The 19,520-nt window shown below is 61.5% G+C and carries 17 protein-coding genes, 1 tRNA gene and 2 pseudogenes; 13 read left to right on the forward strand and 7 right to left on the reverse strand.

All coding sequences use genetic code 11. The annotated features are described in order from the left end of the window. Window positions 1-252: 252 nt before the first annotated feature. The 6 genes from gatC (at window position 253) to GWE18_RS13200 (ending at window position 5,944) form a co-directional block, all read left to right on the forward strand. Window positions 253-540 (forward strand): Asp-tRNA(Asn)/Glu-tRNA(Gln) amidotransferase subunit GatC, encoded by a 288-nt coding sequence (gene gatC, locus GWE18_RS13175; protein ID WP_275186167.1) that lies wholly within the window; start codon window positions 253-255, stop codon window positions 538-540. Window positions 541-569: 29 nt separating this feature from the next. Continuing rightward, entirely contained in the window at window positions 570-785 is a 216-nt protein-coding gene (locus GWE18_RS13180) for a hypothetical protein (protein ID WP_275186168.1), read from the forward strand. Further along, the gene (gene gatA, locus GWE18_RS13185; RefSeq protein ID WP_275186169.1) at window positions 782-2,257 is read left to right on the forward strand and encodes an Asp-tRNA(Asn)/Glu-tRNA(Gln) amidotransferase subunit GatA; all 1,476 of its coding nucleotides are present in this window, start codon (window positions 782-784) and stop codon (window positions 2,255-2,257) included. The genes GWE18_RS13180 and gatA overlap by 4 nt, the downstream gene beginning before the upstream one ends. Before the next feature lies 1 nt (window position 2,258). Beyond that, window positions 2,259-2,552, forward strand: coding sequence for a hypothetical protein (locus tag GWE18_RS13190; protein WP_275186170.1), 294 nt, complete (start codon window positions 2,259-2,261; stop codon window positions 2,550-2,552). Further along, window positions 2,549-4,033, forward strand: a complete 1,485-nt coding sequence (gatB, locus tag GWE18_RS13195) for an Asp-tRNA(Asn)/Glu-tRNA(Gln) amidotransferase subunit GatB (RefSeq protein ID WP_275186171.1) — start codon at window positions 2,549-2,551, stop codon at window positions 4,031-4,033. Before GWE18_RS13190 ends, gatB begins: the two co-directional genes overlap by 4 nt. Before the next feature lie 1,644 nt (window positions 4,034-5,677). Then, window positions 5,678-5,944 (forward strand): hypothetical protein, encoded by a 267-nt coding sequence (locus GWE18_RS13200; protein WP_275186172.1) that lies wholly within the window; start codon window positions 5,678-5,680, stop codon window positions 5,942-5,944. An 18-nt stretch (window positions 5,945-5,962) separates the two neighbouring features. Here the strand turns inward: GWE18_RS13200 and GWE18_RS42275 are convergent. Beyond that, window positions 5,963-6,085: pseudogene (locus GWE18_RS42275) on the reverse strand (SEC-C metal-binding domain-containing protein); the annotation flags it as partial. A gap of 72 nt (window positions 6,086-6,157) precedes the next feature. After that, a pseudogene (locus GWE18_RS13205) lies at window positions 6,158-6,922 on the reverse strand (DUF1186 domain-containing protein); the annotation flags it as partial. 29 nt (window positions 6,923-6,951) lie between these two features. Between GWE18_RS13205 and GWE18_RS13210 the strand changes: the two are divergent. After that, window positions 6,952-8,073, forward strand: a complete 1,122-nt coding sequence (locus GWE18_RS13210) for a tetratricopeptide repeat protein (protein WP_275186174.1) — start codon at window positions 6,952-6,954, stop codon at window positions 8,071-8,073. 12 nt (window positions 8,074-8,085) lie between these two features. On the opposite strand, the gene GWE18_RS13215 is transcribed toward GWE18_RS13210, so the two are convergent. Beyond that, complete coding sequence (locus GWE18_RS13215; protein WP_275186175.1) at window positions 8,086-8,802, reverse strand: hypothetical protein; 717 nt, start codon at window positions 8,800-8,802, stop codon at window positions 8,086-8,088. Between the two features lie 281 nt (window positions 8,803-9,083). Continuing rightward, window positions 9,084-9,177: transfer RNA gene (locus tag GWE18_RS13220), tRNA-Ser, on the reverse strand. A 989-nt stretch (window positions 9,178-10,166) separates the two neighbouring features. Here GWE18_RS13220 and GWE18_RS13225 point away from each other — a divergent pair. Then, the gene (locus GWE18_RS13225; RefSeq protein ID WP_275186176.1) at window positions 10,167-11,756 is read left to right on the forward strand and encodes a porin; all 1,590 of its coding nucleotides are present in this window, start codon (window positions 10,167-10,169) and stop codon (window positions 11,754-11,756) included. 230 nt (window positions 11,757-11,986) lie between these two features. Here the strand turns inward: GWE18_RS13225 and GWE18_RS13230 are convergent, their stop codons facing one another. Continuing rightward, window positions 11,987-14,218, reverse strand: coding sequence for a lytic transglycosylase domain-containing protein (locus GWE18_RS13230; RefSeq protein WP_275186177.1), 2,232 nt, complete (start codon window positions 14,216-14,218; stop codon window positions 11,987-11,989). A gap of 293 nt (window positions 14,219-14,511) precedes the next feature. On the opposite strand from GWE18_RS13230, the gene dapA reads away from it, so the two are divergent. From dapA to GWE18_RS13250, 4 genes are all read left to right on the forward strand, one after another. Further along, entirely contained in the window at window positions 14,512-15,402 is an 891-nt protein-coding gene (gene dapA, locus GWE18_RS13235) for a 4-hydroxy-tetrahydrodipicolinate synthase (protein WP_275186178.1), read from the forward strand. A gap of 44 nt (window positions 15,403-15,446) precedes the next feature. Continuing rightward, window positions 15,447-15,857, forward strand: a complete 411-nt coding sequence (mscL, locus tag GWE18_RS13240) for a large conductance mechanosensitive channel protein MscL (protein WP_275186179.1) — start codon at window positions 15,447-15,449, stop codon at window positions 15,855-15,857. A 1-nt stretch (window position 15,858) separates the two neighbouring features. Next, a complete protein-coding gene (gene smpB, locus GWE18_RS13245) occupies window positions 15,859-16,332 on the forward strand; it encodes an SsrA-binding protein SmpB (protein WP_057902970.1) in 474 nt (157 codons plus the stop codon). Between the two features lie 120 nt (window positions 16,333-16,452). Continuing rightward, complete coding sequence (locus GWE18_RS13250; RefSeq protein WP_275186180.1) at window positions 16,453-17,028, forward strand: peroxiredoxin; 576 nt, start codon at window positions 16,453-16,455, stop codon at window positions 17,026-17,028. Window positions 17,029-17,259: 231 nt separating this feature from the next. Here the strand turns inward: GWE18_RS13250 and GWE18_RS13255 are convergent, their stop codons facing one another. Beyond that, window positions 17,260-17,913 (reverse strand): uracil-DNA glycosylase, encoded by a 654-nt coding sequence (locus GWE18_RS13255; protein ID WP_275186181.1) that lies wholly within the window; start codon window positions 17,911-17,913, stop codon window positions 17,260-17,262. A 143-nt stretch (window positions 17,914-18,056) separates the two neighbouring features. Further along, a complete protein-coding gene (locus GWE18_RS13260) occupies window positions 18,057-18,686 on the reverse strand; it encodes an NYN domain-containing protein (RefSeq protein WP_057849354.1) in 630 nt (209 codons plus the stop codon). A 353-nt stretch (window positions 18,687-19,039) separates the two neighbouring features. Here GWE18_RS13260 and rpoZ point away from each other — a divergent pair, with 353 nt between their 5' ends. After that, window positions 19,040-19,432: a DNA-directed RNA polymerase subunit omega gene (gene rpoZ / locus GWE18_RS13265; RefSeq protein WP_024512695.1), complete on the forward strand. Its 393-nt coding sequence runs from the start codon at window positions 19,040-19,042 to the stop codon at window positions 19,430-19,432. Window positions 19,433-19,520 lie beyond the last annotated feature (88 nt).

Consider the following 19,520-nt stretch of genomic DNA (forward strand, 5'->3'; position numbering starts at 1 on the left):
TTTCGATGGTCGACATAATACGGCCTCCCGATTGCCCAGGCCGCGACTACATCCCCCGACTGTCCAGGACGACTACGTAAGGAGGCAAAATCGTTTCGTCAGGGCGCTTCGGGCTCAAAATCTTGTGTGCCTGGGCAAGATCGACCTCAGGTTCGTAGAAAGCGGACATTCGGCGCCTGTTCCCGCGGTTGCGGCGCAAAAGCTGCCTCTGCTATACGGCAGATGCCAATTCTCCATTAGAGGCCTATATTTATGTCCGTTGATGCCTCCACCGTTCGCCGCATCGCGCATCTGGCGCGAATTGCGGTCACCGAGGCCGAGGTTCCCCATCTTCAGGGCGAGCTGAACGCCATGCTGGCTTTTGTGGAGCAGCTTTCGGAAGTGAACGTCGACGGTGTCGAACCGATGACCTCGGTAACCCCGATGGAAATGAAGAAGCGTGCCGACGTGGTCAATGACGGCGAGATCCCTGACGACATCGTCAGGAACGCGCCGGAAACGCAAAATCGCTTCTTCCTGGTGCCGAAGGTCGTTGAGTAACTTACTCTGTCTCGAGATCGGAAACTCCGATGTGTCTGCTCTGCGACGATGAAAAGGCCTATCAGGCTTACATGAACTATCTCGACGCGATGGAGCGGCAGGGCAAGGCCGCCGATCCCGACAAAGCGATGGACGCCGTCCTCGATCAGCTCGAGGCCGCCGACAAGGCGCGCGCTCAGGGATCGAATAGCCCCGCCAATGACAAGACGCTTTCTCCTTTCTTCTGCAGCCCGATCAATAAATGACCGACCTGACATCGATGACGATCGCCGAGGCCAAAGCCGGCCTCGCGAACAAATCTTTCACCTCGCTTGAACTGACGGATGCGCATCTCGCCGCCATGGAAGCGGCGCGTTCGCTCAACGCCTTCGTGCTGGAAACGCCGGACCAGGCGCGCGCCATGGCGCGCGCGATCGACGCCAGGATCGCCAAGGGCGAGGGCGGTCCGCTGGCCGGCATTCCGCTCGGCATCAAGGATCTGTTCGCGACCAAGGGCGTGCGCACCACCGCGTGCTCAAAGATCCTCGGCAATTTCGTACCGCCTTACGAATCCACCGTGACCTCGCAGCTCTGGCGCGACGGCGCGGTGATGCTCGGCAAGCTCAACAACGACGAATTCGCTATGGGCTCGTCGAACGAGACCTCGTGCTTTGGGCCGGTGGTCAATCCGTGGCGGCGCGAAGGTTCCAACACCACGCTGGTGCCGGGCGGCTCATCGGGCGGCTCGGCATCCGCCGTGGCGGCGCTGCTCTGCATGGGCGCGACCGCGACCGATACCGGCGGCTCGATCCGCCAGCCCGCCGCCTTCACAGCGACCGTCGGCGTCAAGCCGACCTACGGCCGCTGCTCGCGCTGGGGCATCGTGGCGTTCGCGTCTTCGCTGGACCAGGCAGGGCCCATGGCGCGCACGGTGCGTGATTCTGCGATCCTGATGCGCTCAATGGCAGGCCATGATCCGAAGGACACGACCTCCGTCGACATCGGCGTGCCCGATTACGAAGCCGCGATCGGTAAGTCGGTGAAGGGCATGAAGATCGGCATCCCCAGGGAGTACCGCCTCGACGGCATGCCGACGGAAATCGAAAAGCTCTGGAGCGAAGGCGCGGCGTGGCTGAAAGCGGCCGGCGCCGATCTGGTCGAGGTGTCGCTGCCGCACACCAAATATGCGTTGCCGGCCTATTACATCGTGGCGCCGGCGGAAGCCTCGTCCAACCTCGCGCGCTACGACGGCGTGCGCTACGGCCTGCGCGTGCCCGGCCGTTCGATCGGCGAATTGTACGAGAACACCCGCGCTGAAGGCTTTGGCGATGAAGTCCGCCGCCGCGTGATGATCGGCACCTATGTGCTCTCCGCCGGCTATTACGACGCCTATTACCTGCGTGCGCAAAAAGTCCGCACGCTGATCAAGAAGGATTTTGAGGACTGCTTTGCCAAGGGCATCAGCGCGATCCTGACACCGGCGACGCCGTCGGCGGCCTTCGGCGTCGGCGAAAAGGGCGGCGCCGATCCGGTCGAGATGTATCTCAACGACATCTTCACGGTGACGGTGAACATGGCGGGACTGCCGGGCATTGCCGTGCCAGCCGGCAAGGATGCGCAAGGCTTGCCGCTCGGCCTGCAACTGATCGGCCGTCCGTTCGACGAAGAGACGTTGTTCTCGCTCGGCGAAGTCGTGGAACAGGCGGCCGGTCGCTTCACGCCACAGAGGTGGTGGTGACATGGCGGACTTCCGCGCCAGCTTGACGGACGCAGCGCCCCCAGCGGGCCTGGAACCGCCGCTGGCTGCATTGTGGTGGGCCGCCAAGGGCGACTGGGATCGTGCGCACAAGATCGTGCAGGACGAAGGCGACGCTGATGCAGCCTGGGTGCACGCCTATCTGCACCGCGTCGAAGGCGATCTCGGCAATGCCGGCTACTGGTATCGCCAGGCCGGACAGCCGGTGGCAAAGGATTCTCTGGAAGCCGAATGGGAGCGGATCGTGTCCGCGCTGCTCGGGAGTGGAAAAGCATGAACGTGTCAGTCAAACCCGGAAAACTGATCAAGGGCCAGACCGGCGACTGGGAAGTCGTGATCGGGATGGAGATCCACGCCCAGGTCACCTCGAAGTCAAAGCTGTTCTCGGGCGCCTCGACCGAATTCGGCGGCGAGCCGAACAGCCATGTGTCGCTGGTCGATGCGGCGATGCCGGGCATGCTGCCCGTCATCAACGAGGAATGCGTCAGGCAGGCTGTCAGGACTGGACTCGGCCTCAATGCGCAGATCAACCTGCGCTCGGTGTTCGACCGCAAGAACTATTTCTATCCGGACTCGCCGCAGGGCTACCAGATCAGCCAGTACAAGTCGCCGATCGTCGGCGAGGGCGAGGTCGTGGTCGAACTCGACGGCGGCAAGACCGCGACGATCGGGATCGAGCGGCTGCATCTGGAGCAGGACGCCGGCAAGTTGCTGCACGATCAGTCGCCGACCATGTCTTATGTCGACCTCAACCGCTGCGGCGTGGCGCTGATGGAGATTGTTTCAAAACCGGACATCCGCGATTCCGAGCAGGCGAAAGCCTACGTAACAAAACTGCGCTCGATCCTGCGCTATCTCGGCACCTGCGACGGCGACATGGAGAAAGGATCCTTGCGCGCCGACGTCAACGTGTCCGTGCGCAAGCCGGGCGGGCCGCTCGGTACCCGCTGCGAAATCAAGAACATGAACTCGATCAACTTCATTGGCCAGGCGATCGAGTACGAGGCGCGGCGCCAGATCGAGATCATCGAGGATGGCGGCACGATCGACCAGGAAACGCGGCTGTTCGACCCGAACAAGGGTGAGACGCGGTCGATGCGCTCCAAGGAAGAGGCGCATGACTATCGTTATTTCCCGGATCCGGATCTGCTGCCGCTCGAGTTCACACAAAGCTACGTCGATGAGCTGAAATCGAAGCTGCCGGAATTGCCGGACCAGAAGAAGGCGCGCTTCATCGAGGGCCTCGGCTTGTCGCCTTACGATGCCAGCGTGCTGGTGGCCGAGCGCGAGAGCGCGGTCTTCTACGAAACGGTGCTCGCCGGTCTTGCCGACAAGGCGCGCGACGGCAAGCTCGCGGCCAATTGGGTGATCAACGAGCTGTTCGGCCGTCTCAACAAGGAAGGCCATGGAATCTCGGACTCGCCGGTGTCGGCGGCGCAGCTGGCTGCGATCGTCGATCTGATCGGCGAGGGCACGATCTCCGGCAAGATCGCCAAAGACCTGTTCGAGATCGTCTGGACGGAAGGCGGCGACCCGCGCGAGCTGGTCGAGGCGCGCGGCATGAAGCAGGTCACCGATCTCGGCGCGATCGAAAAGGTCGTCGACGACATCATCGCCGCCAACCCGGACAAGGTCGCGCAGGCGAAAGCCAAGCCGCAACTCGCCGGCTGGTTCGTCGGCCAGGTGATGAAGCAGTCCGGCGGCAAGGCCAACCCGCAGGCGGTCAACGACCTCTTGAAGGCGAAGCTCGGCATCTGAAGCGTCCCGTAATGGGACGCTCGCAACGTCGGCGGCGTCGCGATCGAAGCGCGCGTGCACATCGATCGTTCATCCGCGATCCAAAAATTCACCATGGCGACTGCAAGCGCGCGTCCGAATCGGTGATCGCGATTCGTCCGGAAAATTCGTTTTTGGCGAGCGTCGGCGAGGCTCCAACGCTGTGACCATGAAAATTTTTTTATTGCCAAACTTCGCGACTCAGAGTCCGTGCGCACGGCTTTTTCACGGCATCATTGAGTCGCCACGACACTGATCGTTCATCGATGATCGTGATCGTGAATTCAAAAAAGTGCTGTAGTAAAGGCGATTCCTGCAATATTGACGAACGCTGGCGGTCGTTGTCGCGGCACTTTTTGCATCAAGCCGCGAGCATGTTGTGGTGTCGCCGACGTCGATGCTTCGCGCGCTCTCACATTGCTGCGTCAACACTTCCTTAAGCGGGACGCTGTTTTTTTGAATGCGTTGGTGTATTCGGGATGTAGTGCATCTCGATTCCCGAGTGCACGCAGCAGACTAGAGCCATCTCACTTACATTAGGAGGGCAACATGGCCAAGAAAGCTAAGAAGGCAAAGAAGGCGAAGAGCGCAGTGAAGAAGACTGCGAAGAAGACCCGCAAGGTCGCCAAGAAGAAGAAGTAACTTCGCTTCTCTGAGAATTGCCGGCGACTTGATGCCGGCACGTCATTAGAGCCTTCAGATACGGTTTGCTTCTCGAAGCGGATTTAAGGTCTGACTGCTCTGGTCGACGATAGAGGGTGTCGGCGAGACATCAGGTCAAACGGCTGGATCGTATTTCGAAGGGGCTCGCTCTTTCAAAAACCGGTCCGGCAGAAGAAATAAGTTTTCTTCGTTCGGTGCGGGTATCTCTGGAGATCCGCAATTTCACCAGGGCCCAAGCCCGGTGTGAAATCTGGTCCTGACGTGTTCGCCGACGCCCTCGTTCCCTCGGGGCGTACTCGTCCCCGGAACGCCCACTTTCGCTGGAGCGCTCCGATAGCCCGCGCATCACGCGTCCGGCGCCAAAGGTTTCTTCCGTTCATTTTGATCATTCGCAGGCGTGGATTGTTTCGGTTCCACTTGTTCCGCCAAGCGCGTCATCCCTCGTCAATTCGGTATCGGCCCGCGCCGTGATCTCCCGAGTGGGCCGCAGAAACTGCGGGACACCGGATCAACCGCTGGAACACATCAGCGTGCGGCGGCCTGTCGCGCCGGTGCGGTAGCGAATGAAGACACCGACGTTGCCGCAATGGTTATCGTTCTGCGAAACCGCAGGGTAAACCGAACTTCACGATTGACCACTTCTCCCTGTGCCGCAGGCACTTCTGCGATTTCGCGTTCGGCAGCGCAATGCGCGCGTTTACACCCCGTTCATCGCGAACCTTAAACTGCCCTTCAAATTTGATCGGCCATGATCATCCCAACAACAGACCGGAAAACGGTACGCGCATGATCCGCCAAAGTGTGGGCGGTTTGGCGATCAGATCATGCGCTCTTCCAATAAAAGGGCGCGCGATCGGACGCAAAACCGGTTTCCACTTTTGCTGGTCGCGCGCTGGGATGTTTCAACAGTGGACGGGGGCCGCGCTCGGGGGAGGGCGGCAACGATAAAAAGGGGAGCTACGGATGTTTCAGGGGCAGATTGATCTCGATACGGCAATTCCGGTAGAGGCGACGGCGATCCCGGATGTGCTGTTCGAGCGCGGCCTTTACTGGGCGAGCGGTCGTTCCGGCGTGGTGAACCTCGTCGCGGCCCACAAATGGTTCAATCTCGCCGCGCTGAAGGGGCGCGCGGATGCGATCTCCATGCGCCGCGAGGTCGCGGCGATGATGTCGGATGCCGAAATCGCTGCCGCGCAGCGCGAGGCGCGTGCGTGGATGTCGGCGCATTAAGGCTAGGCGCGGCCGGCGTCACACCGGCGGCTCGCCCTTCGCAAGGCAGCATTTCTTGAACTTCTTACCGCTCCCGCAGGGACATGGATCGTTACGTCCGACGTTGCGCCAGGGATTCCTCACCGGCTCGCTCGGGTACGCGAATTCGGCCCACGGGGCTTCCTCGTCGCCATCTTCGAAGACGTCTTCGGTGCCGCGCGTCCAATCCAGCGATACTAGCACGTCCTCGATGTAACCGAGGTGGTATTGCGTGAATCGATCGATGTCGTCGGGCGCGTATTCGGCTACGGCAAGGTCGTCATCGAACTGGGAGCGATCAATCCATTCCTCGGGTATGCGCTCATCGCGAAAGGCATTGCCGACGAGCGGCACCAGGTCGCGCAGGCCGAGCAGGGCGATTGCCTGCAGCCAGCCCGCCCAGGCCAGATCGCCGTCTTCGGCCGGCCGCTCTTCATAGAACCGAACAAGGAATTCCCGAAACCGATCGCGCTGGATGCGCCGCTGCCACGCCAGGAAGGTCGCCGCGCCGAACAACGCTTCACGGATGGATCCGTCGATTGAGCGATCGATGATCAGAGCGAGCAGGGCGTCGGCATCATCATCGAACACGCCCGTGACAATATTGGCCAGGCTTTCAACGACGGTGTCGCCGATGAGATCGTCGACCTCATCGAAGGGCCGGCGCAGCAGGCGCAGAAGGGGCTGGCACGTTTCCCGGTCCCGTGCACCGCCCAGGATATGAAGCCCGCGGAATAGCAGCAGGCTTTCATCGTCCGACAAAACTTCGCCATCCGCCGCCCGCAGCAGAACGGCGCGCAAACTCGGCGCGGCTTCCTCGATTCTCACCGTGCAAATTCCGACAGCGAAATCCGGCAGCTTCGGCTCCGTCGCGACGGCATGAAGGTGGTCTTCGATCGGACCGAGATCGGGCGTGTTCTCGCCGTCGCCAAGGATCGCTTCGAGTTCTTCCTTTTTCATGATGTGCTCCGCTGCGTGTTGCAAATCCGATGCTGATCGGAACTCTCCGCAAGAGACGGTTCAGCATCGCCGCAAATGGCGCAATGGTTATGGCAGAGGAGGAAGGGGACGACCCGAAGTTCCTCCGTCTGACTATCTTGCGTTCGAGACGAGTCCTGCTTTTCGTCCGGGCCGCCCCGCTTGACGGCACACTAAGGACGACGCCTTCCGGCCGGCGCCGTGGCGGCTGGAGCGGAAATCGCGGAGAAATCCGGACCGGCCGGCTAGCGCAATCTTGTTTATGGCCTATTCTTGGATCGATGTCGAAGCGCCCGCCACATCCATCAAATATCCAACGGCCGGGTTCGAGCAGTCAGGTGCTCGAAAGCGCGGCGTTTGCGTTGCGGATGCAGCGTCCCAATGAGGCCGAGCGGCTTGCCTTTGGTGTATTGAAATCGGACCGGGGCAATGCCCTTGCCGCGCAAATTCTCGGACGCGCGCTGCTGATGCAGAACCGTGCCGACGAGGCGATCGCCCCGTTGGAGAGGGCGACGCGTCGCAGTGACGATCCGCAGATCGAAACCCTGCTGGCCGGGGCATTGGCCGCCATCGGGCGGGGCCACGAGGCGCTTGACCGGTTGCGCCGGATCATTGCGCGGCGGCCGCCATTTCCGCCGGCGTTTCTCGAGTATGCGGGCCAGCTTGGCAAAATTGGACGCGTCGACGAGGCCATCGCGGTGCTCGAAAGCGGGCTTGCGCTCACCCCCGACGCAGTCGATCTGCGAGCAGGGCTTGGGTATCTCCATATGAAACGCAACGATCGCGCCAAGGCGCGCGCCATTTTTTCGCAACTGCTCGCGGCGGCGCCGGAACGGTACGACGTTCTCGTTGGGTTGGCCAAGGTGATGGGGCTGGACGGTGAATATGCCGCCGCCGCCGATCTCTATCGGCGCGCGCTCGGGATGCGGCCCGACGATGCCGTGACGCGCACCAATCTCGGCATATGCCAGCTTGAGATGGGTGAGCGCGAGGCGGGAGAAGCGAACCTGCGTGCGATAACGCGTGGCGCGCCGCAGTTGGCCGGGCAGGCGCTCACCTCGCTCGCCGCCGCTTCGCATGGTCGTTTCTTCCTGCGGCCGAGCGCCGCCGCGAAGTTCCTGAGCGTTGAATGAAGCTGACTGTCGTTATGCCCGGAATTGCCGGCGATAGATGCCGGTCTCGCGGTAGATCGCAGTTGTGAGATCGTGCGTCCGCTGCGCATCTTCCTTGGTGAATGTCGCCGTGCGCGCGATCCAGCTTTCTCGTTTGACCGGCATGCACTGAGCGACCGGCGTACCCTTCGGCAGCACGCCGCTGAAATTCGCGTCGTGCCAATGCGCCGGAAAATGTATCCAGTTGTCATGGTAGAGGTCGCAATCGACCAGGCCGGTCAGCGTGGTGAACGGCAAATCGAAGCGGTTGGCCGGATGCGTGAACAGCACCGAATAGCCTTCCGGCGCCTGGATCGTCCATAGGTTGTGGAATTTGATCAGGAAGCGATCGGCGTCGAACAGCGGCGTGCCGCTGACCTGACTGGCGTCGTGGAAGCCGACCGGCGATCGTACGAAGCCGACCTCTCCGCCTGGCGGCAGATCGTTGTCCCAGGTGAATTCGCCGTTCTCGACCTTCAGGTCGCAGATCAGCGGAATCAAAAAGCCGGAGGTCATGGCGTCGACAAAGGGCGGACAACGCTTGAGCGTGTCGCCGACCCGGAAAAGGACCGGATTGAATGCCTGTGACGGCATCGCCTTGAACCAGTCGGGCACGCCGAGCGCTGCCGGCACCGGCGGTGGCAGCAGCCCGTCCAGTTCGATCGGGCAGCGGAACGTCAGCGTCATCGAACTCTCTTGTTGCGAAGTCATGTTTTCTCCAAGGGCTGGATGTTCGATGCTTGCAGCGCTGGACTGTATGGACGCGGGCGTTACGTTTGGAATCGGCTCAGAGGGCTGCTGATTTGGCGGTAGATTTGCTTAAAGCTTGATTATGGGCCCAACAATGGACCAATCGGCTCGGTATTCATACAAGATGAATAGCAATGGCGGAGCCGGAGGGAGAAAGTTCGAACCAGCCCGCCGTCGCTGCTTCTCTTGCACTTCATCGCGGCTTGCCGCGCCGAAGCGTAAAGGGCTGGACAAGGCGGCAATGGCGGAGCCGGAGGGATTCGAACCCTCGATAGGGCTTTACAACCCTATAACGGTTTAGCAAACCGCCGCCTTCAGCCACTCGGCCACAGCTCCATGAGGGCGGATATGCCTGACGCGAGGGCCAGCCGCAAGCGGCAGATTCAGATTACGCCAAGGCCATTTAGAGGCGCAGTCGCTTGGTCCGTATTTCCCGCGATGGCCCGTATCCCGTGGCGCGCGTTCAAGGCGCATCTTTCCGGAGCTCTGCAGCCTCGGGGGCAGGGTCGCATCGATTGGCAGGCGTGCTCGATACCGGGGCGCTGCCGGTAATTATCGTTGTCTGATCGTCCCGCGCCGTTTCGAAATCGCGCGAAATTGATTCGATATCGCTGGCGGGCCCGATTCGATGCCACGCACACCATGGTTCCAGATCTTCGACGTGAAGCGCCGACGTTGGGCCGCACTCTATAGCCGCACTCTATAAATGCATCTCGGTGCGGCAAAATATCGGGCTTCCATCGTTTTTTGCCGGCTTTTTGCCATGGTTGGGCTCCCGTCGTCGTGAACCTGACCCCGCCTTTGCGTTCCTCGCAGCCCGCGCCGCGGCCGGATGGCTTCGTCCATTGTCTCTATTAATGCGCACGATGCGCGACTGCGGATTCGGTGAGCTCGCCTTCGATTCGATGCGAGAGAAGACCGCTAACGGGGGCGCAAACTGCTTGTTGCGCTGCCACCGTTACAATCGGGACGTCAACTGGAACTATTCAAAATTGCCCAATAGAAGCAATAGCTTGCAGAGAAACTTCAATCACAATCGCGTGTTATTTGTGCAACACCTTTCGGAAAAGGGGCGGAGCTGGCCCGCTCGAAGCGGTTCCTTTGTTGCGTGTACAGGAGTCCTCGGTAATTGTGATCGGGCGACGGAGGGGGGCATCCCGAGGTCGTCCCGTTTTAGGTGGTTCGCTTAAGTCCCTCGCGTTCATGCGGGAGTGTCCGAAGGCGCGAAGCGACTAAGCGGGTTTCAGGGGACAAGGGAACCAACCTTAGGGTGTTTCACCCAGCGGATCCGGAACCTTCCCTACAGAGCAACTTGGAGGTTTAACATGAAGATGGTTAAGAGCCTTATTCTCGGCTCAGCGGCGGGTTTGATCGCCATGAGCGGAGCTCAGGCTGCCGATCTTCCCGTAAAGGCCAAAGCGGTCGAGTACGTGAGGATCTGCTCCCTGTATGGTGCGGGTTTCTTCTATATCCCGGGCACCGACACCTGCATCAAGCTGGGTGGTTATCTGCGCATCGACACCACGTTCAACGGCAACGTCTACGGTGGTCCGGCCTGGAGCGGCGATCTCGGTCAGGGCAACCGCTACCGCGACCACTTCGCTAGCCGTTCGCGTCTGGCGCTCACGGTTGATACCCGTACCGCTACCGAATACGGCGTGGTCCGCACCTTCGGCCAGGGTAACTTCCAGTTCAACAACTTCGGCACTGGCAACCCGGCCGCACTTGCCGCGTTCCCGGGCGGCGCTGCAAACGCGCTCAACACCGCGGGTGGCGGCTACGTCGCAGTCGACCAGATCTTCCTGCAGTTCGCCGGCTTCACCTTCGGTAAGTCGGTTTCGGCTTTCGCGACGCCCTGGAACGGCTACCCGGGCAACAACAACTCGTTCTTGATGGGTGGCCCTGACTACGTCACCGGCGTCAACAACATCCAGTACCAGGCGCAGTTCGGCAACGGCGTGTCGGCCACCATCGGTCTCGACGATCCGACTCAGTACGGCCGTACCTCCCTGCTAAACTTGGGCGTGGGCGCCACACCCGCAGTCCCAGCGTTTAATATCCAAGCCACGGCCGCTGGTGCTAACGCCTACGGCGGAACGCATGCTCCTGACATCGTCGGCAACATCCGCGTCGACCAGGCCTGGGGTCTGTTCCAGATTTCGGGTGCTGCGCATCTCGTGAACGCTTCCTACAACGTCCTCAACGTTGGCGGCACTCCGAACAACCTCTCGGAAATCTCCGGTCACCCCGACGACAAGTGGGGCGGTGCGGTGATGGCAGCGTTGCAGATCAAGAACCTCCCGACCGGTCCGGGCGACGACTTCAAGATCGATGCCACCTACGCCAAGGGCATGACGAAGGCCGTGGTCTCCACGAGCGGTACCTCGCCGAGCTTCGCGATGTTCGGTTCGACCGGCCTTGCGGGCGGTTACCAGAGCATCGGCTTTGGCCAAACGGCTGATGCGGTTTTCCTGCCCGGGTTTCTTACCGGCGGTCTTACCGGCGACATCAAGCTGGTGGATTCATGGGGTATCCGTGGTGCGTTCAACCACAACTGGGATCCCTACTGGTCGACCAGCCTTTGGGGCAGCTACGGTTCGGTGCGCTACGGCGGCGACGCTCTGGACATCCTCACCGCCAAGGGTCAGTTCTGCGCGAGTTTCAACTTCGGCAAGGTCGTGTCTGCAGACTATAGCTGCAACCCCGACTTCAACTTTGCCCAGGTTGGTGTGGTCACCCGCTGGACTCCCGTCAAGAACCTGACGTTCTCGGCTGAAGTCGGCGCGTTCTTCCTCGACCAGAAGTTCACGGGTGCTGCCATTCTGACGCCGGCGGCTCCGAAGCCGACCGCCGTGTACGAGTTCAAGGACCAGAGCACTGTGTTCCTGAACGTTCGCGCTCAGCGTAACTTCTGATCCCGAAAGACTTGAAACACTCGGAGAACCCCCGGCAGGAAACTGCCGGGGGTTTTTCTTTGTCGTGCTCTGAAGCTGTCGTTTGTGGCCCTGCATCCGGCCATGCGGTGTCGCCGCCTGGAAACTCAGGCGGTGGTATTGGCCGGGAAGGCGGGAGCTGACGGGATCGTTGAGGCGGGACACCGTGCGGCACGACGTGGCTGGCGGCGCCGTGTAAATCTAGGTTGCTGCTATTCGACGCTGGCGCTCGCGCCGCGATGCAGGTCGGCTTCGATCTGAAGCTTGGTCCCGCCGCCGAACCGCGTGCGATAGACCTGCATGTTCTCCATGATCCGCTGCACGTAATTCCGCGTTTCGGAGAACGGAATCAGCTCGACCCAGTCGACTGCGTCAACCTTGGGATCACGCGGATCGCCGTAACGCTCGATCCATTTTTTGACGCTGCCGCGGCCGGCATTGTAGCCGGCGAAGGTCAGGATGTAGGAGCCGCGATAATCCTCGAGCAGCCCGCCGAGCTCGGCGGCGCCGAGCATGGCGTTGTAAACCGAATCGGTCTTCATCCTGTTCAAGTCGAAGCCGACGCCGGCCCGTTTGCAGACATAGCGACCGGCATCCGGCGTCACCTGCATCAGCCCGTAGGCCTGGGCCGGTGAAACGACGGCGGGATTAAAGGCGCTTTCCTGCCGCGCGATCGAATAGATCACGCTCGGCTCGACCTCGGGCCCGATCTGCTTGAACGACGGGATACCTATCACCGGATAAGCGTAATGGTCGAACGGCAGGCCGCGGTTGAGCGCGGCCTTGCCGAGCAGCAGCATGCCACGGGCGTCCCTGTGGCGCGCGGTGAGCTCACCGAGGCCCACCAGCGCATCGGGATCGCCATTCTCGCCCATGTCGGCGAAAATCGGGATCGCAAGCTCGCGCTCGTCGAGCTCATAGAGCAGTTGAACGGCACGGACGATCTCGAGCCGCTCAACCCCTCGGCCGCGGCCTGTCGGGACGCCGTTCAAATCGAGCTGCGGCAGTCCGAGCTTGGCGCGCGCCAGTTGGCCGTAATAGCTCGTCGACTGCTCGGCCGCCCGGCCATAGGCGGCGCGAGCTTCCTGCGCGCGGCCTGCCGCTTCCGCCGCTCGGCCCTGCCAATAGCCGGCGCGCGCCAGCGCGGTCGGGTTCACGCTGCCAACGCCGATGCGCGCGAAGTGCTGGGCGGCGACCGCCGGATCCTTCAGGAACCGCAGCGCGATCCAGCCCGCGGTGAATTCCTGCTCGGTCTTGTAGATGTCGCGGGAGGGAAGCGCCGCGTCCCGCGCGATCAGATAGGCGTTGCGATGTTCGCCGACGTCCAGCATCTTGCGCGCCAGTAGGCGCCGCTCGATCCACCATTCATTGAGATTGTGCAGGCGGTTCGGGTCTTTCGGCACGGCCAGCATGAGCTGCGCGGCCTCGTGGAACTTCTCTTCGCGGCGGAGCCACTGGATCCTCGCGAACATGTAGCCGGGGTCGCTATGCAGTTCGTGCGGCACCGCCTCGAGCAGCGCCTTGAGGTTGGAGGATTTCTTGTTGGCCGCGATGCGCGCCTTGGCCAGCGCGACGTGGCCCGACCCGAGCCGCTTGGCGGCTCGCATGCCGCCGGCTTCCTGTTCGGTGCCGTACAGCAGCGCGTCCATCCGCGCCTTGTGGTCGCCCGCGGTCAGTAGCGCGCCGAACATATCGAGCGCCGCGTTCTCGGTGTCCTCCGACATGCCGTCATGGCGCCACGCCTCGCGGACCAGTCGTTCGGCATTGGTGCGATCGCCGCGCGCAAGCATGGCCTTCGCCAGCGCGAACTTGCCCTTGGCCGAGATCGGCGATTGGTTCTCGAACCAGGACCAGACGGCCGCGTCGTCGCGGCGGTCGTCCCAAATAGCTGCTTCGATGCGCCGGCGCAGAAAGGTTTGCGACGGCCAGCTTGGATTGCTCGAAACAAACGCGCGGTAGCGTTCGACGGAAGCGCCATTGTTGTCGCTGCGCAGGATCAGCCACTCCGCGAGTTTGCGGGCGACCGGATCCGATATCGCGGCCTGCGCCTGGGTTGCATCTCCGGTTTTCTGCTTGCGCACCAGCTCGATGACGTTCTGCAACGCATCCTTGTCGGCCTGCGAGGTCGAGGATGTTGCGGCTACCGCTGCCGGCACGTGCTTGCGCTGATAGGGCGGGGCAGCATGCTGACGCGTAGCAGGTGCGAGGATGGGCGGCGCTGGAGCGGACGCGGCCGGCGCCGCTGCGGCATGGGCAGCGGGCGCGGTGTGCGCGGTGGCCGCGGGCTTGGGAACCGCGCTACGCGAAATGGGCCGCGGCTTGGGTAGGGGAACTTTAGGCTTGGCCCAGGCTTCCAAGGGGAAGGCCGTCAGCCCGACCGCCAGCGCCAGGCTCGTGGCCAGTGCGGTCGATCGCAGTGCGGCGGCGCGGGCGGGAAGGGTCACGGCTTTCCTCTGCGGCGGCGAATCATTCAATCGCTCGAGCCTTAGGTCTATTTTGATGGAATATGTGGACAAACTACTAAAAGCGTCGTGGCCGATCCTGTTTGCGCCATCACCGCGGCAAAATCGCGGCTATCGGCACATTTGAGGAAACCAGATGCCGGCCAGCCTAAGAAAGAGCGTCGAAACAAAGCGCTAGCACCATACGGCACGGCCCTTTCGCCTGATCGCCAGACCCGATATGAATTGAAATCCAGTTTCGGTCGTGCCGTTTCTTAAGCGTTTGGAGGAAGCCCATGGCAGCCAAGACAAAATTTCGGGGATCGTTCACCGCCTTGGTCACGCCATTCAAGAACGGCTCGCTCGACGAGGCCGCCTTCCGTGGTTTGGTGAGCTGGCAGATCACTGAGGGAACCCATGGCCTGGTGCCCGTCGGCACGACCGGAGAAAGCCCCACGCTGAGCCATGACGAGCACAAGCGCGTCGTCGAATGGTGCATCGACGAGGCCAAGGGCCGGGCGCCCGTCATCGCGGGCGCAGGCTCCAATTCGACCAAGGAAGCAGTCGAGCTTGCCGAGCACGCTGAGAAGGCGGGGGCAGATGCGGTGCTGGTGGTGACGCCCTATTACAACAAGCCGACCCAGGAAGGCATGTACCAGCACTTCAAGGCGATCAACGACGCGATCGGGATTCCGATCATCATCTACAACATCCCCGGCCGTTCGGTGATCGACATGTCGGTCGAGACCATGACGCGTCTGTTCGAGCTGAAGAACATCGCCGGCGTGAAGGATGCGACCGCCAGCATGGTGCGGGTATCGCAGCAGCGCGCGGCGATGGGCGAGGACTTCAACCAATTGTCGGGCGAGGACGCCACCATCCTCGGCTACATGGCCCATGGTGGCCATGGCTGCATCTCGGTCACATCAAACGTCGCGCCGCGGCTGTGCTCGGAATTCCACGCGGCATGGCAGAAGGGCGATCACGCCACTGCGCTCAAGCTGCATGACAAGCTGATGCCGCTGCACAACAACCTCTTTATCGAAAGCAACCCCGCGCCGGTGAAATACGCGCTCTCGCTGCTCGGCAAGATCGACGAGAAGCTGCGTCTGCCGATGGTCCCGGTGTCGGAATCGACGCGCGTCGCGGTGCGCAGCGCGATGGTGCATGCCGGCCTGATCAACTAGGCCAACGGCTGACCTCGCGCGGTGAACGAAGAGCGGAGGCCAACATGCTGAAGGAATTCCGCGAATTCGCGATGAAGGGTAACGTCGTCGACCTCGCCGTCGGCGTCATCATCGGTGCGGCCTTCGGCGCCATCGTGACCTCGCTGGTCGGCGACGTCATCATGCCGATCATCGGCGCGATTACCGGCGGTCTCGACTTCTCCAATTATTTCACGAGCCTGTCGAAGTCGGTGACGGCGACCAACCTGGCCGACGCCAAAAAGCAGGGCGCCGTACTGGCTTGGGGCAATTTCCTGACGCTGACGCTGAACTTCCTCATCATCGCTTTCGTGCTGTTCGTGGTCATTCGCGCCATGAACAAGTTGAAGCGCAAGGACGAAGCCGCGACAACGCCGAAGCTGACCAAGCAGGAAGAACTGCTGACCGAGATCCGCGATCTCCTCAAGAAGAGCTAACGTGGCAGACAAGAACGAGCGCCCTATCAAGGTCGTCGCCGAAAACCGCAAGGCCCGGTTCAACTACGCGATCGAGGACACGATCGAGGCCGGCATTGCGCTGACCGGCACCGAAGTGAAGTCGATCCGGAACGGCAAGACCACCATTGCGGAATCCTACGCGGATTCCAAGGACGGCGAGATATGGCTGATCAACGCCAATATTCCGGAATATCTGCAGGCCAACCGCTTCAATCATGAGCCGAAACGGCCGCGCAAGCTGTTGCTGCACCGAAAGCAGATCAACAAGCTGATGGGCGCGGTCGATCGCGAAGGCATGACGCTGATCCCGCTCAAACTCTATTTCAACGAACGCGGCCGAGCCAAGCTGCTGCTGGCGATCGCCAAGGGCAAGAAACTGCACGACAAGCGCGAGAGCGAAAAGAAACGCGATTGGGGCCGGGAAAAAGGCCGCTTGATGCGGGCGCGGGGATGAAAATCGTAGGATGGGTAGAGCGCAGCGAAACCCATCAAAGTACTTGAGGACCGATACTCATGTTGATGGGTATCGCTTCGCTCCACCCATCCTACGGCACCGAGCATGACGAGGCCTGAGATGAACCAGAAGAATCTGCTTGAAGTCGATTGGAGCAAGATCCCGGTGCCGATAGACGATGGTGCGGCGGCGCATCTCGTCGGCATGATGATCCCGCCGGTCACGCTGCATGCCACCGATGACTCTTCGGTGACGCTATCAGCGCTTCCCGGCCGCACGGTGGTATTCGCCTATCCTCGCACCGGGGAGCCCGGCAAGATCAGTCTGGTCGATGACTGGGACATGATCCCCGGAGCGCGCGGCTGCACGCCGCAAACCTGCTCGTTCCGCGATCTGTTTGCGGAACTGAAGGCCGCCGGCGCCAAACACGTGTTCGGCCTGTCGACACAGGATAATGTCTATCAGACCGAGATGGCGTCACGGCTGCATCTGCCTTTCGCGGTTCTGTCGGATGAGAAGCTGGCGCTGACCCGCGCGCTTGATTTGCCGACCATGGAGGTGGCCGGGCTGACGCTGATCAAGCGGCTGGCGCTGATTATCGACGACGGCCGCATCCGCCACGTCTTCTATCCGGTGTTCCCGCCCGACCGGAACGCCACCGACGTGCTGGCGTGGCTGAGAGAAAACCCGGCTTGAATCGTACCAACCATTAAACCCTCGTGATGAGAAGGCGCCAACGGGTCCGCGCGTAGCGCGGCCCGATGACAGGCTCAGCGCCGTCACCGGACGATGCTTCGCATCGCCGGGAGAACCATGTGGCCCCGCTGGTGCCACTCATCCTTCGAGACGCACGAAGACGCGCTCCTCAGATGAGGTCTGGCAGGAGTGGTGGTGGAAGACCGCTGAGCACAAGCGCCTCTGCCCGCCCTACAAATCCAGATCCTTCCGCACTTTCGCAAACACGTTGCGAAACATCTCCGGCGTCAGCACCCGCGTGTTGGTGTTGTAGCGGGAGCAATGATAGCTGTCGTAAAGCTTGATCGCGCCGGCGCTATGTACGGCACCGTGCGCAAAGGGGGCAGCGCCATTGCGCACGCCGACCGCCTTCAATGTCGATTCATGGGCGATCCGCCCGAGCGCCACGATCGCGCGAAGCCTCGGCATGGTCGCAATCGTCGCGGCCAGGAATTGCCTGCAGGTGTTGATCTCGGCAGGCAACGGCTTGTTCTGCGGCGGCACGCAGCGCACCGCATTGCTGATCCGGCAATCGACCAGCCTCAGTCCGTCGTCCGGCCGTGCCTGATAGACGCCCTTGGCAAAGCCGTATTCGAGCAAGGTCGCATACAGCAAGTCGCCGGCGTAATCGCCCGTGAACGGGCGTCCGGTGCGGTTGGCGCCCTGCAGGCCCGGCGCCAGCCCGACAATCAACAGTTGCGCGGCGGCATCGCCGAATGAAGCGACCGGCGCATTGTGCCAATCCGGCTCTTTCGCGCGCGCCTGCGCGCGAAATTCGGCGAGCCGCGGGCAGAGCGGACAATTGCGGTCGGGTTCGGCAGAAGCAGGGGCGGGGAGGCTAGCCATGTGTTCAATGCGTTTTCGAGCGAAAGCCAGCCCCGGACCTAATCCTGGATCGATACCGGTTCGCGTCAAGAACGCGCATCAAACAAAAAGCCCGGGTTCTGTTTCAATCAGAACCGAGGCTCTAGCAGCGTACTGGCACATTCTCAATCGTCGAAATCGTCCTCGCCGGCCCGCGGCGCCATGGTGGTGGCGCGCTGCAGGAATTGCGGGGCGTGATGACGCGGCTCGCGCGGGGCAGGTCGTTCGGAGGGATCGCGGCCGAGCTTGGATTGCAATTCCACGAGATCGGTGAAGACGTCGGCCTGACGGCGCAGTTCGTCGGCGATCATCGGCGGCTGGCTCGAAATCGTCGAAACCACCGTGACGCGAACGCCGCGGCGCTGCACGGCTTCGACCAGCGAGCGGAAATCGCCGTCACCTGAAAACAGCACGATCTGGTCGACATGCTCGGCGAGTTCCATGGCATCGACGGCGAGCTCGATGTCCATGTTGCCCTTCACCTTACGGCGGCCGGAGGCGTCGATGAATTCCTTCGTCGCCTTGGTGACGACGGTGTAGCCGTTGTAGTCGAGCCAGTCGATCAGCGGACGGATCGAGGAGTATTCCTGATCCTCGATGATCGCCGTGTAGTAGAACGCACGCAACAGCGTTCCTCGGCTCTGAAATTCCTTGAGAAGGCGCTTGTAATCGATGTCGAAGCCGAGCGTCTTGGCCGTTGCGTAGAGGTTGGCGCCATCGATGAAAAGCGCAATCTTGTTGGAAGCTGGTGACATCAAATGGTTCTCACGTTGTTGTTAGCTTTTCTAGCGCAGCGGCCATCGACCGCGCGCACTTTCTAGGTCTGTTGCCTAAAGTTCGGTGAATCGTGCCCCACGACAGTCACCACTGCAATTATGGTGAGGCGAGGGCGAAAAACCTATACTTTTGACAGTGCAATGAAGAGATTTACTTGTCCTGCACAGCAACCTTGCCGCGTCCGGACGCTCCGGCCCATTGGCCCCAGAGTTGGCGTACCAGAGCCCATTAGGAAGGCAAATCACAAATTTAGTCTTGCGAAACAGCCTCCGGCCCTATAACTAGCCCCCAATACCGACATATTTGGCCCCATTTAACGGAGCGACAGTCTATGGCGCGCGTCACCGTGGAAGATTGCATTGACAAGGTCGACAACCGGTTCGACCTGGTGTTGCTGGCGGCACATCGCGCCCGTATGATCTCGTCCGGGTCGCAACTCACGGTTGATCGCGACAACGACAAGAATCCGGTCGTTTCGCTGCGGGAAATCGCCGATTCCACTATTTCCCCGGAAGACCTGCGCGAGGAACTTGTTCATTCCCTGCAGAAATTCGTCGAGGTCGACGAGCCTGAGCCCGATACCGTGCCTTTGATAGGCTCGGCCGGCGCCAGCGTCGATGCCGACGACACCGAGGTTGCGGTCGAGCGCATGACCGAGGAAGAGCTGCTCAAGGGCCTCGAAGGCTTGGCGCCGCCGGAAGAGCAGCCCGAAGAGGACGAATAGTCCGGATCATCCGGGACGTCCGAACTACCCGATCTGTCAAAGGCCCGGACATTTGTTCGGGCCTTTGCTTTTGTTGACATTTTTGCGG

The organism is Bradyrhizobium sp. CSA112 (genome assembly GCF_029051645.1).
Taxonomy (GTDB): Bacteria; Pseudomonadota; Alphaproteobacteria; order Rhizobiales; family Xanthobacteraceae; genus Bradyrhizobium.